We start from the raw sequence: 15,220 nt of genomic DNA on the forward strand, positions 1-15,220 counted from the left end.
ATAGGGCGATAGATAGATAACTGAGTAGTCTTCAAAGGAAACTGTGAAAAATCGCACAATAGACTGCATCGCCCCAGCGGCTAGCTCGCAATTACGGAATAGAGAAAGAGGGTGCCCCAGCCATGTGGCTGGGACACCCTCGTACCCGACAACGTTGCTTTAACCAAGCAATGCGTCTACAAATCCTTCAACCTCGAAAGGCGCCAGATCGTCGGCACCCTCGCCGAGGCCGACAAGCTTGACCGGCACACCGAGTTCCTCTTGGACCTGGAACACGATGCCACCCTTCGCAGTGCCATCCAGCTTGGTCAGCACGACGCCGGTGATATTGACGACGTCGCGGAAGACTCGCGCCTGGGTCAGGCCATTTTGCCCGACCGTCGCGTCAAGAACGAGGAGCACCTCGTCAACGTGGGACTTCTTTTCCACGACGCGCTTCACCTTGCCCAACTGATCCATCAGACCCGTCGCGGTATGCAGGCGGCCTGCGGTATCAATCAGCACGACATCTGCCTGCTCCTCGACACCCTTTGCTACTGCGTCATAGGCCACGGAGGCCGGATCCGCGCCTTCGGCTCCGCGGACCGTCGTAGCGCCAACACGCTTGCCCCAGGTTTCCAGCTGATCAGCAGCAGCTGCACGGAACGTATCTGCCGCGCCGAACAACACCTTATGGCCCATGGAAACAAGCACGCGACCAAGCTTGCCGGTCGTGGTTGTTTTGCCCGTACCGTTAACGCCAACAATCAAAATGACGGCTGGCTTACCATCAACCGGCATTGCCTTGATGGAGCGATCCAAATCCGGTTGACCCGCCTCAATCAAGGTCTCACGCAACATTGCACGAGCCTCGTCCTCCGAGGACACACCACGCTCAGCGATCTTGGCGCGCAGGGAGTCGGTGACCTTCATGGTGAGGTCGGCGCCCAGATCGGCCATGATCAGGGTGTCTTCGATTTCCTCCCAGGCGTCCTCATCCAGATCACCTGCGGTGAGAATGCCGAGCAGTCCTTGGCCAATCGCATTCTGAGAGCGCGACAGGCGACCGCGCAAACGACCGATGCGCCCGGAGGCTGGCTCAATTTCGTCGAGTGGCTCGGATGCAGGTGCTGGCTCCCCCTCAGGAACTGGGGTCTCTTCGAGTGCCTGGTCCGCACCGGCTGCCGTAACCTGTGCAACGTCTGCCGCCTCGCGGGCTTCTTCCTCTGTAGAAAGAGTCTCCTGCTCGATCTCAGGGATGCGATCAATTGATTCGTCTAGCTGGGAATCGGTACCGGATTCAGCGCCAGCTTCGGATTCTGCAGTTTGCTGCTCTGCTACTTCTTCGAAAACAGGTGCTTCTTCGTCTTGCGTGACAGGCTCGGCTGGTTCAACAGGCTGCGCGCTTTCTTCGCTCACCTTCTCTTGCTGATCTTCCTGATCTTCCTGGGATTCAGGCTCAGCGACAGGCTCGGCAACTGCCTCTACCTCGGGCTCGACCTGCTCAGCTTCTTGGTCCTTGTCACGTTCATCAGACTGAGCAGCCGACGCTGCCCCAGCAATCACAGCACCGGAGGCACCAGCCGCAACAGCCTGGGATGCACCAGAGATTCGCTGAGATTCCTCGTTAGCCTGTGGCTTCTTTACCTCGCCGCTGAGATCATCACTGAGTTCTTCCGCGGGTTCGGTTGGTGCCTCTTCAGGCTCCGATTTAGGCTCTACCGCAGCTGCCTTTTCCGCGGCCGCCGGGCGAGGCTGATCAGCCAGTGGAGCCACCTTCGGCTCCTTATCCAACGGCTTGACCTCCTGCGGAGACTGCGGAGACTGCGGAGCCTTCGGTTCCACAGGTTTCACAGGCTCGACAGTGGCCTCACGCTGCTGTGGCTCTACAGCGGGTTCGCGCAGTACGGGCTCTTTTTCAGGGGCCGTCGCTGGAGCAAAGTTGAAACCACCCTTGGCCTGGTAATTTCCCGACTTCTCCTGCTGCGTCAGCTCCTTTGGCTGATCTTCTTCCTTCTTCTCAAAAGAAACGGTCTTGGACTTCTTCCGGTTATTGCCCACGATGATGATGCCCACGATGATGAGCAAGATAACGACAATGGCAATAATGATCCAAAGCATGAGTGCATCCATGGAATCCATAGTGTCAGGAAACTCACCACTTATCACCCTGAACGTGGCAATTTCACCCGGTTAATTGTCTAGATTATCTCCAGATTCGCTCGAAGACTCAGTCTCCGACGCCGGCGCGCTTCCCGCAGGACTCATGCGTTGCGAAATAACTCGGGTCACACCGTCGCCGCGCATCGTGACACCGTAGAGCACGTTCGCCACATCCATCGTTGGCTTCTGGTGCGTGATCACAATCAGCTGCGAGTCCTTGCGCAATTCCTCGAACAGGGCGATCAAACGGCGCAGGTTCACATCGTCAAGAGCCGCCTCAACCTCGTCCATGACATAGAACGGCGAGGGGCGCGCACGGAAGATGGCCACCAGCAAGGCCAGGGCCGTCAGCGACTTCTCTCCGCCTGAGAGCAAGGACAAGCGCTTGACCTTCTTGCCCGGTGGTCGCGCCTCAATCTCGATACCGGTGGTTAACATGTCGTCGGGATCCGTCAGCAGCAAGCGCGCCTCGCCGCCGGGAAAGAGCGTATTGAAGACCTTCGGGAACTCCGCCTCCACATCCTGCCAAGCGTCGGTAAATAGTTGGAGGATCTGCGCGTCGACCTCGGTAATCACCCCGGTCAAGTCCTTGCGCGCCTGCACCACGTCGTCGAGCTGCGTCGATAGGAAGCTATAGCGCTCCTCCAGCGCCTTGAATTCTTCCAGCGCCAAGGGGTTGACCTTGCCCAGCGAGGCCAGATCCTTCTCGGCCTGCTTCAGTCGTTTCGACTCCGCATCCTGGTCGAAATCCTCTCCCGGCGTGTAGTCCTCCAGAAGGTCGCTGATCGCGATGCCGAGTTGTTCCGAAATCTTCGCCTCGGCCTCGTCGATACGCACCTGTGCCTGCGAGCGCGCGATATCGGAGGCATGCGCGTTATCGGTCAGGCGATTCAATTGCTGTCGCGCAGCGCTGACGCGATCCTTCGCCTGTGAGGCCTTGACCTGCAAAGACTTCGCTTTCCCGGCCAACTCGTCGCGCGATGCGGTGGCGCGGGCCAGGGCGTCGTCGATACGCGCGACAAGGTCTCGTGCGTGCTTGGCCACGGTGTGTGTGAGCTCGATTTTCGCTTTACGACGAGCCACTGCCGCCTCATGGCGGGCCTTAGCGTGGCGCTCATTCTCGGCCTGGCGACGCAGCGCATCGCCCTTGCCGGCGACCTGCTCCGCGTTGTGGGTCGCAGTGCGCGACTGCAGCGTCGCCTCCATTTCCATGGACTTGACCTGCGCCAAAGCAGCCGATGCCTCGTCGCGCTCTGCGGTAGACGGGTCGGTGTGGTCCTCGGTGTCGTCGATACGCGAGAGACGATCGCGGGTTTCTGCGAGCTCGTCGCGACGCCGATTCAACCTCGCCTCGGCATCCGTGGCGCGTTCCGCGGCGCGCTCATGTTCGGTCTTGTTGGCCTCGTATTGTTTGCGCAGGCGCTGGTAGTCGCGCGCCCACGCCTCGGCATTGGTGTCGTGCTCGTTGAGCGCTGCCTTCGCTGCTGCCGCGGACACGCGAGCGTCCTCGGCGGCGAGCTTTGCGCCCTCAAGCGTGCCGGAAAGCTCCTCGAGCTGCTGGCTCGCCTGGGCAAGCTCAATGCGAGCCGCATCAATCTGGGCGGTGACCTCGACGGTCGTGGTCTGCCCGCGCCCGACCGAGACCCAGCCCTCGCCGACGATGATTCCCTCACGTGTCACAGCACGCAGCCGCGGATCCTCGGTGACCGCGGCGCGGGCAGCGGCGAGATCGTCGGCGAGAACGACGTCGACAAGCAGGCGCGCCACCGGTCCAGCGATGGCAGGATCGAGGTGTACGTGATCGAGCAACCAGGACGTGCCTGCGGGGATGGTGCCTTCCAAGCGCCAATCGCGTCCCTGGCCTGCGGCTTCGACGACCACGGTGCGCGAGGCATCAGCCAGGCGCTCTACCAATTCCGATGTCAGCTCGCCGGTCAGCGCTTCAGCGTGCTCGCCCAGCGCCGCGGCGAGAGCCTGCTCCATGCCTTGATCAGCGCGGATCAACCGGCCCATCGGAGAAAACTGATCACCCAAAATCTCGGCCGCGGGAACCGTCGGAGCGGACTCCTCCAGCGTGGAGATCCGCGATTCCAGCGAATACACGGCCCGTTCGCGCTCACGCTGGGCATCACGGAGCTGATCGAGGCGCTTCTCGGCAGCCGAGGACTCTGCGGCCGCACGCACGTAGGCCTCATCCAGCGGATCGCGCACCGAATAGAGCTCCTCTAGGCGCTGCGATACCTCTTGTGCTTCTTTATCGGCACTGTTGGTGCGCGCGCGAGTTTCCTCCAACGTTTCGCTCAGCCGCGCGATCTCGTCTTCCGCCGCCTGGACCGCCTTGGCTTGGGAATCCTCCTGCGCCAGCAGTCGGACAACGCCTTCACGCCGATCGGCAATCGCACGGACCTGCGCCAAGTGCTCCGCATCCGCGGCATCGGCGGCCACCTGGCGCTGAGAGACTTCCTCGCGAATCGACTCCAGCCGTTCCGCCGCTTCTTCCGCCACCATCAACGCCTCGGCGTATTGCTCGTCGGCAATCTCGGCGCGCGCAAGTAACTCGTCCGGATCCTGGCCCGCATAGGCGATCTCCGAGCCACCGTGCGAGGCGCGTTCCTGCGCAATACGCACCGTCGCGTTAGTGCGCTCCGCCAAGGTCGACAGCGTGAACCACTGCTGCTGGGCCTGCTCCGCCTGCGGGGTAACAATGGCCTGGGCAGACTCGATTTCCATCTGCTCGGCCGTGGCTTCCTCGAGCGTCTCGGTGACGGCCTCTACTTGTTCGGCGAGCAGCTCGGCGTTACGGGTGGCGTCGTTAAGCTTCTCTCTCAGGGTGACCACCTGGTTGCCGGCGAGTTTCAGCCGGGCGTCGCGCAGCGTGGACTGCACCGTCGCGGCGCGCTTTGCCGCCTCCGCCTGACGCGCCAACGGCTTGAGCTGCTTGCCCAGCTCCTCCGTGAGGTCCTCGAGGCGATTGAGATTCGCCTGCATCCCGGTGAGCTTGCGCTGCGCCTTCTCCTTGCGCCTGCGATGCTTGAGCACACCCGCGGCTTCCTCAATATAGGCGCGGCGTTCCTCGGGGCGCGAATCCAGAATCTCGGAGAGTTTGCCCTGCCCGACAATGACGTGCATTTCGCGGCCAATACCGGAATCGGAGAGCAGCTCCTGAATATCCATCAGGCGGGCCTTCGACCCGTTGATTTCGTACTCGCTGGCTCCGTCGCGGAACATGCGACGCGTAATGGCCACTTCCGTAAAGTCGATCGGCAGGTGACCGTCGGAATTATCGAAGGTCAGCGTCACTTCCGCGCGACCGAGCGGCTTCTTATCCCCTGCGCCGGCGAAGATAACATCCTGCATCTTGCCGCCGCGCAGGGCCTTGGCGCCTTGCTCGCCCATCACCCAGGCAAGCGCATCCACCACGTTTGATTTTCCCGAACCATTCGGGCCGACCACGGCACAAATGCCGGGCTCAAATTTCATCGTCGTCGCGGACGCGAAGGACTTAAAGCCTTTGAGCGTCAACGATTTCAGGTGCACCGCTGCATCCTAACATCTAGCGAGTTTCAAACCCGGCTTCTCCACGCGGGTCCGAGTACAGCGTGACAACGGTATCCACGCGTCCGGGTCGGCCGGATGTTGACGGTTGTTCTTCCAAAAGCTCAAGAAGCTTTGCGACGAGCCCCTCGTCCCCCTCAGCAACCACTTCCACGCGGCCATCGCTCAAGTTGGACGCGTGTCCGCTCAAGCCCAGAGCGAGGGCCTGCGAGCGGGTCCACCAGCGAAAGCCCACGCCTTGGACGCGACCGTGGACAAAAGCAGTCAACCGGGTACTTGTCATAGGACCTTATTTTAGTAGTAACTAAACGGGTTTGGCTGCTGTGTATACGAAGGGGTTTTGTACGGCGCCATGTCCTCGCGGGCGGGTACGAAAATGCGGACAACTTTTTCGATACCCACGTCGAGGACGTAGAGAACCGCAATGACCCCGGCAATGCCGAGTGCGAGAAGAATGATGGTTGTGAGAGTGCCCATGGCTCGCATACTAACCCTAGGGGGTATGGTGCACAATCCCCTGCACGCTGCTGGTTATAACAAGCACTACACTTGGCAGGTCGGACAGAAATAACTCGAGCGCCCGTTGACCTTGGTGCGCGCAATCAGGCTTCCGCACCTAGCGCACGGTTTGTCCTCGCGGCCATAGGCATTGAGCGACCGCGCGAAATAACCGCTAGCACCGTTGACATTCACGTATAGCGAGTCGAAGCTGGTGCCGCCTTGTTCTAAGGCGCGCGCCATGACATCGCGGGATTCTTCGAGCAACTTCACGCCGTCTTTTTGGCGCAGTGTTTTGGCCTTCCTGGTGGGCTTGATTTCCGCTGCCCACATCGCTTCATCGGCGTAGATTGATCCGATGCCGGAGACTAGGCCCTGATCCAGCAGAACGGTCTTCACCGCAGAGTTCTTCTTCCTCATCGCGCGCGAGACGTCAACGGGGGCAAACACATCTTCAAAAGGATCCGGTGCAATATGAGCCATCGTGGCAGGAATGCCCGCCTCATCAAGCGCGGTGTAATGCCAGTACCCAAAGGTGCGCTGGTCCACGAAGGCCAGCTCCACATCGCCCATATCGGCGCGTATCCGCAGGTGCGAGCTGGTGACTTCACCGTGCGGTCCGACTAGCATTTGGCCACTCATGCGCAGGTGAATCACCAGTGCATAGCCGTCCGAGAGTTCAAACCAGAGGTACTTCCCGCGACGTCGCACTGCCTCGATGGTCAAACCGGGCAGGATGGACTCAAGGTCAACATCGTTGCCGCGCGCGGCCCGCGGGTGCAGCACCTCCACGGAGCGAAACGTTGCACCGCAGACGTGTTCGTCGAGCCCGCGACGAACAACCTCAACCTCTGGAAGCTCCGGCACCTAGGCCGTCCCCGCCACGGACTCGGGGTGATCGTGCAACATCTTCACGGCCTCCCGGGCAGCTTCCTGCTCTGCGACCTTCTTGTTCGGGCCGGTCCCCGTGCCGCGCGAAACTCCGCCGACCAGCACGTTAGCGGTATACAGCAGCGAGTGTTCGGGGCCTTCCGAGGTCGCCTCATACACCGCGGTCGGTGCCTTCAACTCGGCGAGGCGCTCCTGCAATACAGTCTTCCAGTCCTGGTGGCGGCCGGTGGCCGTGGCGGTGCGCAGCTTCTCGTCGAAAAGCCTCAAGATGACATCGCGCGCGGGCTCGAAGCCATGCTGGCGATACAGAGCGCCGAAGATGGCCTCGGTGGTATCGGCCAGGATGGAATCCTTATTCCGCCCTTCGGTGACCAGCTCACCGCGGCCGAGCAGGATGTGATCGCCGAGGTTGATCTCTCGGGCGATATCGGAGAGGCCATAACGCGACACGATGGAGGCGCGCATCTTCGAAATATCGGATTCCGGCCGCGACGGGTAGAGCTCGTAGAGCTTGTTCGCCACGGTAAGGCCGAGAACCGCATCGCCGAGGAACTCCAGGCGTTCGTTATTCGGCAGGTGACCGTGCTCGTTGGCGAAACTGCGGTGCGTCAACGCGAGGCGCAGGTAGTCGTCGTCAAGCGTGATGCCCAAGGACTCCAACAGCGGGGTGTGGTCGACTGCGGAAAAGGCCTGTTCCCAGGCCGCCTCGCCGGTGATCTTGATCTTCTTGGATCGACTCACAGGAATTTCTCCAGGCCGGACCAACGCGGATCGGTGCGCTCTTCCTCACCCGAGACGCCATCGGGTTCAGGCACATCCGTCTCGTCGTTCTTGCACGCAGGAAGGCAGGTGGGGTTGAACGGCAGGCTGAGGCCTGCTTCGTCGGTAAACGACTGCTCGAGGTCCACCTTGTCATCGCGACTGACATGCAGAATCTCGTCACCGGAGCCCTTATCTTCGTCGTCTTCCGGGTCACCGGTGATGAAGTCATCATCGGAGGAAAAGACCTGGCTGATGGTGATCGACTCCGTCGGGTGCAGCGGAGCCAAACACCGCACGCACTCGCCGTCTAACACGGCGGTCGCGGTGGCATCGACGAGCACACCCGAGCCCAGTGGAGTGATGGTCGCCTCGACGGTGACCTCCCCGCCTTCGGGGATAGCAATCATTTCGGGCCCGATCCGAGACGGGGAAGGTCCGGTCTGAGAGCGGACTTGCGGCATTCCATCGCCGCGCATTACGTCGCCGACGTAGAAAACAAAAGGATTAGTAGCCATAACAAGTCGCTATTCTACCCGGTAGTGCAACTTAGGAGTAGTCGCCGGTTTGGTCCGTCCGTGGGCGACGCGTGCGCTCACTGCGATTCGGACGCTCATAGCGGCCCGCAGTGGGTTCCGACTGCTCACGTTGCGTGCCGGACACGCCGGCCCCTCGTCGTAAAGCACCGCGATCGCGGGTCACCGTGCGCAAAATGCCGGACAGGGATTCCTCGAAGCCACCCAGCTTGGAATCGACGAATTCATCCGCCTCGGTGCGCAGGCGATTCGACTCGGTGTGCGCGCTCTCGACCAGACGATGCGCCTCCTCGTCCGCACGGCGGACAACCTCAGACTCGCTGACCAGGCGTTCCTGCTCGGCGAGGCCCTCGGCCACCGCACGCTCGTAGGAGTCGTTGGCGTCCTGCGTCAGGCGGTCGGCCTCGTCTTGAGCGCGACGAATCGTGGTATCGGACTCCTCGCGAGCACGATCAACCATGATATTCGCCTCGTCCTCAGCGTTGGCCACCGTGGTGGTCGCGCGCTGCTGAGCCTCGTGGAGAATGTCATCCGCCTCGGCCTGCGCGGAGGCAACAATATCGTTCGCTTCCCTCTCCGCCTCAGCGATCAGCGCATCCGCGCGGTCCTGCGCGCCCTGCAGAATCTCGTCTTGTTTGTCCAACACGTCTTGCGCGTGATCGACTTCGACGGGAAGCGCGTTTCGCACATCGTCGAGAAGCGCGAGCACGTCATGGCGCGGGACCATACAGTTCGAGGTCATCGGCACGCCATATGCCTGTTCAACGGTTTGGTTCAATTCATCAAGTGCTTCGAAGACACGGTACATGTTTCACAGGGTACTTGTCCGCGCGATTCAAGGGGAAAAAGGTGGGGGTGTGTCTTTGTGCATTGCTTAACGACGAATCCCCGGTGTCCATCCTTGATCGGATGGGCACCGGGGAGATGCTGTGCTTTATTTCGGGTGCTTAGCCCGGGTGCTTAGATGACGCCCTGTGCGAGCATTGCGTCTGCAACCTTCTTGAAGCCTGCAATGTTTGCGCCGATGACGTAATCACCTTCGCGGTCGTACTCCTTCGCGGTGCTGTCGCAGCGCTGGAAGATGTTCGACATGATCTTGTGCAGGCGCTGGTCGGTGTACTCGAAGGACCAGGAGTCACGCGAAGCGTTCTGCTGCATTTCCAGCGCGGAGGTGGCAACGCCACCCGCATTCGCTGCCTTGCCCGGCGCGAAGTTGAACTTGTTCTTGCGGAACACCTCGACGGCTTCTGGTGTCGAAGGCATGTTCGCGCCCTCAGCGACGTACTTCACGCCGTTGTCCACGAGCATTTGTGCCTGCTCGCCATTGAGCTCGTTCTGGGTTGCACAAGGAAGGGCAACGTCAGCCTTGAGCGACCAGATGGAGCCATCGGCGTGGAAGGTCGCACCGGTGGTTTCGTTGACATAAGCGGTGACGCGCTCACGACGGTTTTCCTTGACGTCCTTGAGCAGCTCGATATCCACACCGTTCGGGGTTTCTACCCAACCGGAAGAATCGGAGAAGCCCACCACGGTAGCGCCCATTTCCTGTGCCTTCTCGATGGCATACATGGCCACGTTGCCGGAACCAGAGACGATGACCTTTGCTCCATCCAGCGAGTCGCTGTGCGCGCGCATCATCTCGTCGGTGAAGTACACAGTGCCGTAGCCGGTAGCCTCGGTGCGCACCAAGGAGCCGCCCCAGGTCAGGCCCTTGCCGGTGAGGACACCAGACTCGTGGCGGTTGGTCAGGCGGCGGTACTGGCCGAAGAGGTAGCCGATCTCGCGACCGCCCACGCCGATGTCACCAGCAGGTACGTCGACGTACTGGCCGATGTGGCGGTACAGCTCAGTCATAAACGACTGGCAGAAGCGCATGATCTCAGCATCGGAGCGCCCCTTTGGGTCAAAGTCCGAGCCGCCCTTGCCGCCGCCGATTGGCAGGCCGGTCAAGGAGTTCTTGAAGATCTGCTCGAAACCGAGGAACTTGATGATGCCCAGGTTGACCGATGGGTGGAAACGCAGGCCACCCTTGTATGGGCCGAGTGCAGAGTTGAACTGGACGCGGAAGCCACGGTTGACATGGACATTGCCATTGTCAGAAACCCAAGGGACGCGGAAGATAACCTGACGCTCTGGCTCGCAAAGACGCTGGATCAGACCGTAGTCGGCGTAGTGTGGGTCCTTTTCCAGGACGATCTTTAGGGAATCAAGCACCTCGGCAACTGCCTGGTGGAACTCTGGTTCCCCGGCGTTGCGCTTAAGCAGTTTGCTGTAATAGCCAGAAACCAGTTCTTCTGTCGACGACGTCATAGGGTTCCAATCTTTAATCAACGTGTGTTGGGGCCATTGGTGCCGGCATGTTTGCTCGGCATACCTAACCCACAATAGTTTTCCCTCACTCGGGAGAGAAATCAAGCGATTCGTTGGGAATTTGCTCACATCTGGTGGCTGAGACCTCTTGTTACCTCTATTTGCCGTGCGACCTTAGAATTAATCGCATGACAAGCTCTCAGAATTTTCCTGACACCGATGATGTAACCGTGGTCATCGCCCCTGACTCATTTAAGGGCACCGCCACCGCCGAGCAAGCCGCGAGGTGGCTCGGCGAAGGGGTGCGCAGCATCATCGCGAATGCAAACATCCTCATCGCCCCGATGGCTGACGGCGGGGAGGGCACCAGTGAAATTTTCGAGGGCGAGCGCATCACCCTGCCCACCACCGACGCGGCAGGGCGGTTGACGGAAGCTACTTATACTTTCAACCGAGCCTCGGCGACTGCATATATCGACGTCGCCGCAGCTTCTGGGCTTCCGGCGGTCGCCGATTCCCCGTGCGCCGCCACCGGCGATACCTACGGCACCGGCGTTCTCATTGCCGATGCTGAAACGCGCGGCGCGAAGCGCATCGTGTTGGGCTTGGGCGGTTCCGCAACCGTCGATGGTGGCACCGGCATCCTTGCAGCACTCGGAGTGACGGGCCTGAATAAGGAGGGCTACACCCTGCGCCACGGCGGCGCCGCACTTGTCGATTTGCACGATTTCGATACCGCCAAGGTCAACATTCCAGCAGGAGCCGTGGAATGGTTCCTGCTTACCGATGTCAACGCACCTGCGACAGGGCCAACTGGTGCAGCACGCGTTTTTGGCCCGCAAAAAGGGGCCATCCCGGAAGAGGTAGAGGTTTTAGACGCGGCGATCGCCCGGCTCTGCGAAGTCACCGGTGTCGATCCCACCACGCCTGGTTACGGTGCTGCAGGAGCGATCCCCGTGGGGATAACCTGGTTGTCCACGCTGCTGCACGGCACGTCTGACAACGTCCACGTTGTCAGCGGCGCGCGCGTCGTTGCAGATTCGCTCGGGTTGCCGGAACAAATTGCTAGCGCATCGCTGGTCATCACTGGAGAAGGTAAGTACGACAGTCAGACCGCAGCCGGAAAGGTGGTCTCCGTCGTACAAGAATTGGCAGAAACGTCTGATGCTGTGGTGGCCGTGGCCGCAGGCGTGCTTGACACGGAGGTTCCTGAAGGCGTGATCGGTGTGGAGCTTGCCCCTGTCTCCGAGGTCGGCAGCGTTGAGGAACAGCTGCGCCGTGCAGGGGCAGAGATCGCGGTGAACTACCTCAATATCTCCACTGTCCAAGGGTAAATCGACGGCTCCTCGAAGTCTGTCTCACGCTCGAGTGCGACTGGGTCTTGGGGCAGGTCCGCCTTCGGGGTCAAGATCCGTGACAACCCCATGGCCAACTGGTTGTAGGAACGCACATCGTCGGCAGTGACAATGATGCGGTGCATGCTGGCCTCGTCCGGGTCCTCTCCCCGATCCTTTTCATACACTTCACGCAGTTGGTCAACGGTAAACGAGTCGTACTCTTGCCCTGGCGTGTGGTCTACCTGCGGGTTCGACAGCATGCCGCGCTTTTCTAAGATTTCCATCGCGCGCGAAAACGCGGCGACAAGATCAGTGGCGGCAGAGGCTGGAGAATTCGGAATTAAGACATCGAATTGAATGGACGGCATGAAACAAGACTAGCCAATAATGTAGGGAACATGACTTTCCCAGTTCACTCGTACCGCGATGCAATTTCGACGATGGCTGACGGCACAATCAAGCAGATCAATCCATTTTCTGGGACAGAAGTGTGGACCGTCCCTGGGCGTGGTAACCGACCGCTGACCACCACCAAGAAGGATCCACAACCGCTGGAGCCGGACGACTTCACGCACTCCTGCAATTTTTGTGAGGCGACCCCACTGAAAACACCGCCTGAGAAGTCACGCATGATCAAGGGTCGCGACGGCGAGTGGCATATCCTCTACGGTCTCCTGCCCAATGAAATGGAGCAGACCCCTGCGGAGTTTCGCCGGGTTCCGAACCTGTTCGAGATCGTCAGTTATGACTACTGGGTGAAAAACTATGGCTACATCATGCCCTCGGATTCCGAGTTCCAGATGAGCCGCTACCTCGGCGATGCCATTGGCCGCGAGCACGTAGCCAATATCGTGCGCACTCGGCTCTCTGCGTCAGGTCAAGATGCCTCCACGAAGTCCGAGGATGAGTTGTTCGAATTGGCGAAGGGCTACTTCGCTGGTGGGCACGACGTGATCATTTCGCGTCGCCACTATATTGATGGTGCGACTGACAGTTCCCAGCTCGCGTCGTCGGGCACGCTCACCCCCGATGAGCACTACGGATTCATCAGCTTCACCGTCGACGCATTGCGAGACCTCTACGCGCATCAGCCCTATGCTCCCTACGTAGCCGTTTTCCAGAACTGGTTGGCTCCTGCGGGTGCATCCTTCGACCATCTGCACAAACAGCTCGTCGCTATCGACGAACGCGGCGTGCAGATGAATATGGAGATCGCTCGGCTGCGCACCAACCCGAATATGTACAACGAGTGGGCTGTTAACTACGGCATTTATCGGAACTTGGTCATCGCAGAAAATGATCACGCCATCTTGATCGCGGGTATCGGGCACCGCTATCCCACCATGAGTCTGTACTCTAAGTCGCCAACCCCAGAGCCGTGGCTGCAAACTCCCGAGGAAATCCGTTCGATGTCCGACCTCCTGCATGCCTGCCACGCCGCGACCGGACCCGATGTCGCCTGCAACGAGGAATGGCACCACAAACCCGCCGATTTGGATGTCCCCATGCCGTGGCGAATCAACGTGAAATGGCGCGTCTCCACACTCGCTGGGTTCGAGGGAGGCACCAAGGTCTACGTCAACACCTTGTCTCCGTACAACATCCGCGACCGCGTGGTCAACGCAATGTACAAGCTTCGCGACGAAGGAAAGATCGAAAAGACGATCCGCATCGCGATGGAGTGCTCGACTAGCACAAATTCGCTGAAATATAACCCAGCCCTGCAATAATTATGCCCCAGTGTAGGGGCATACATTAGGAGGTTCTCAGCCTCGATGCTTTAAAGATGCTCCAGCCTGCAATATGTTGAGACTACTGCACCTGTCGGTGCATTTTTCTTCGATTTTGTACTGGAGTTGTTAACTCACATGGTAGGCATTGCCCGCTTATTGCATACCGATACTACTGATTTGTCTTGGCAGCGAAGCCTCTACGAATGGTTCCATGAGCACCCAGAATTGTCAGGCCATGAGCATGAAACACACCGGCGTATCCTTGCCGAATTAGAGCGCTTCGATTGCGAAGTAATCGCACCGATCGGCGGGTACGGCATTGTGGCCGTCTTCCGCAACGGTGAGGGCCCGACGGCGCTATTTCGCGCCGATTTTGACGGTCTCCCCATCAAGGAAGAAACGGGCGTCCCCTTTGCCTCCACCCGCATGCGGCCAGGCCCCGACGGTGCCCAGGTCGGTGTGATGCACGCCTGCGGTCACGACATCCACACCACCGCGCTATTGGGTGCCTGCCAGCTTCTCGACGACAACCGCGATTCCTGGGCTGGCACCTTCGTCGCCCTGTTCCAGCCCGCGGAGGAAAACGCCGTGGGTGCCGCAGCGATGGTGCACGACGGGCTGCTCACCCGCATCCCGAAGCCGGATGTGTGCTTGGCGCAGCACGTTATGCCTGGGCGCGCGGGTGAAGTGCAAACGAAATCGGGCCCCCAGTTCGCTGCCTGCGATTCGATTCGGATTCATATTCCCGGCCGTTCGGCGCACGGGTCGATGCCGCATCGTTCGATCGACCCGACCTATATTGCGGCGATGATTGTGGTGCGGCTGCAGGGCATCGTCGGGCGCGAGGTCAGCCCGAGCGATTTCGCTGTTGTCTCGGTGGGCACTCTGCGCTCCGGTGCGACGAATAACATCATCCCCGATCACGCCGAGCTGGTGTTGAATTGTCGCTTTTACGACGACGACGTGAAACGTCGCGTGTACGCAGCTATTCGACGAGTCGTGGAAGCCGAGTGTCAGGCCTCCGGTGTCGAGGAAACTCCCCGTTTGGAGTTCTTCGCGCACGGAGAGTTACTCAACAATAGCCCCGAGGTATTTTCCCGCGTCCGCTCCACTTTTGATGCTGTGTTTGGCTCCCGGTCCGTGGACGCTCAGCCGCGCCAGGTGTCTGAGGACTTTGCCAACATCCCACTCGCCTTCGGTTCCCCGTACCTGTATTGGGTCATCGGTTGTACTCCTCAGGAGGTGTGGGACAAGGCCGTGGCCAACAACCGCGTCGACGACGATGTCCCTGTTAACCACATGAATACTTTCCTCCCCGACTACGGGCCAACAATGGAATCGGCCACTAAAGCGGCGGCCGCTGCGGTCCTGACCTATCTCGCTCAAGAAAACCGGGAACCCCTCATTAACCCGGTAGTTTCTTCCATTTCGACTGATTAAGCGATCCCCCATTTCATAG

At 60.1% G+C, this 15,220-nt stretch carries 13 protein-coding genes; 3 read left to right on the top strand and 10 right to left on the bottom strand.

Features of this window, described 5'->3' with window-relative positions:
- Positions 1 to 159: 159 nt before the first annotated feature.
- The 9 genes from ftsY to gdhA all read right to left on the bottom strand — a co-directional run bounded on the left by ftsY (position 160) and on the right by gdhA (position 10,691).
- Entirely contained in the window at positions 160 to 2,112 is a 1,953-nt protein-coding gene (gene ftsY, locus A37O_RS0108160) for a signal recognition particle-docking protein FtsY (protein WP_018297014.1), read from the bottom strand.
- Positions 2,113 to 2,172: 60 nt separating this feature from the next.
- Positions 2,173 to 5,679: a chromosome segregation protein SMC gene (gene smc, locus A37O_RS0108165; RefSeq protein WP_018297015.1), complete on the bottom strand. Its 3,507-nt coding sequence runs from the start codon at positions 5,677 to 5,679 to the stop codon at positions 2,173 to 2,175.
- Between the two features lie 16 nt (positions 5,680 to 5,695).
- A complete protein-coding gene (locus A37O_RS0108170; protein ID WP_018297016.1) occupies positions 5,696 to 5,980 on the bottom strand; it encodes an acylphosphatase in 285 nt (94 codons plus the stop codon).
- Between the two features lie 11 nt (positions 5,981 to 5,991).
- A complete protein-coding gene (locus A37O_RS0108175; protein ID WP_018297017.1) occupies positions 5,992 to 6,174 on the bottom strand; it encodes a hypothetical protein in 183 nt (60 codons plus the stop codon).
- Between the two features lie 66 nt (positions 6,175 to 6,240).
- Positions 6,241 to 7,062, bottom strand: a complete 822-nt coding sequence (gene mutM / locus A37O_RS0108180; protein ID WP_018297018.1) for a bifunctional DNA-formamidopyrimidine glycosylase/DNA-(apurinic or apyrimidinic site) lyase — start codon at positions 7,060 to 7,062, stop codon at positions 6,241 to 6,243.
- Positions 7,063 to 7,827, bottom strand: a complete 765-nt coding sequence (gene rnc, locus A37O_RS0108185; protein WP_018297019.1) for a ribonuclease III — start codon at positions 7,825 to 7,827, stop codon at positions 7,063 to 7,065. It lies immediately after the preceding gene.
- Positions 7,824 to 8,363 (bottom strand): YceD family protein, encoded by a 540-nt coding sequence (locus A37O_RS0108190; protein ID WP_018297020.1) that lies wholly within the window; start codon positions 8,361 to 8,363, stop codon positions 7,824 to 7,826. The genes rnc and A37O_RS0108190 overlap by 4 nt, the downstream gene beginning before the upstream one ends.
- Positions 8,364 to 8,394: 31 nt before the next feature.
- On the bottom strand, positions 8,395 to 9,189 hold the full coding sequence (locus A37O_RS0108195; RefSeq protein ID WP_018297021.1) for a DivIVA domain-containing protein: 795 nt from the start codon (positions 9,187 to 9,189) through the stop codon (positions 8,395 to 8,397).
- 152 nt (positions 9,190 to 9,341) lie between these two features.
- Positions 9,342 to 10,691 carry an NADP-specific glutamate dehydrogenase gene (gene gdhA, locus A37O_RS0108200; protein ID WP_018297022.1) on the bottom strand — a complete coding sequence of 450 codons (1,350 nt, stop codon included), beginning with the start codon at positions 10,689 to 10,691 and terminating at the stop codon, positions 9,342 to 9,344.
- A 188-nt stretch (positions 10,692 to 10,879) separates the two neighbouring features.
- Between gdhA and A37O_RS0108205 the strand changes: the two genes are divergently transcribed.
- Positions 10,880 to 12,025, top strand: coding sequence for a glycerate kinase (locus A37O_RS0108205; protein ID WP_018297023.1), 1,146 nt, complete (start codon positions 10,880 to 10,882; stop codon positions 12,023 to 12,025).
- On the opposite strand, the gene A37O_RS0108210 is transcribed toward A37O_RS0108205, so the two are convergent.
- Positions 11,995 to 12,396 (bottom strand): hypothetical protein, encoded by a 402-nt coding sequence (locus tag A37O_RS0108210; protein ID WP_018297024.1) that lies wholly within the window; start codon positions 12,394 to 12,396, stop codon positions 11,995 to 11,997. The two genes, A37O_RS0108205 and A37O_RS0108210, sit on opposite strands and share 31 nt — an antisense overlap.
- 30 nt (positions 12,397 to 12,426) lie before the next feature.
- On the opposite strand from A37O_RS0108210, the gene A37O_RS0108215 reads away from it, so the two are divergent.
- On the top strand, positions 12,427 to 13,758 hold the full coding sequence (locus A37O_RS0108215) for a DUF4921 family protein (RefSeq protein WP_018297025.1): 1,332 nt from the start codon (positions 12,427 to 12,429) through the stop codon (positions 13,756 to 13,758).
- Positions 13,759 to 13,896: 138 nt separating this feature from the next.
- Positions 13,897 to 15,201, top strand: coding sequence for an amidohydrolase (locus A37O_RS15080; RefSeq protein WP_018297026.1), 1,305 nt, complete (start codon positions 13,897 to 13,899; stop codon positions 15,199 to 15,201).
- Positions 15,202 to 15,220 lie beyond the last annotated feature (19 nt).

It is taken from the genome of Corynebacterium lubricantis DSM 45231, from assembly GCF_000379425.1.
GTDB classification, from domain to species: Bacteria; Actinomycetota; Actinomycetes; order Mycobacteriales; family Mycobacteriaceae; genus Corynebacterium; species Corynebacterium lubricantis.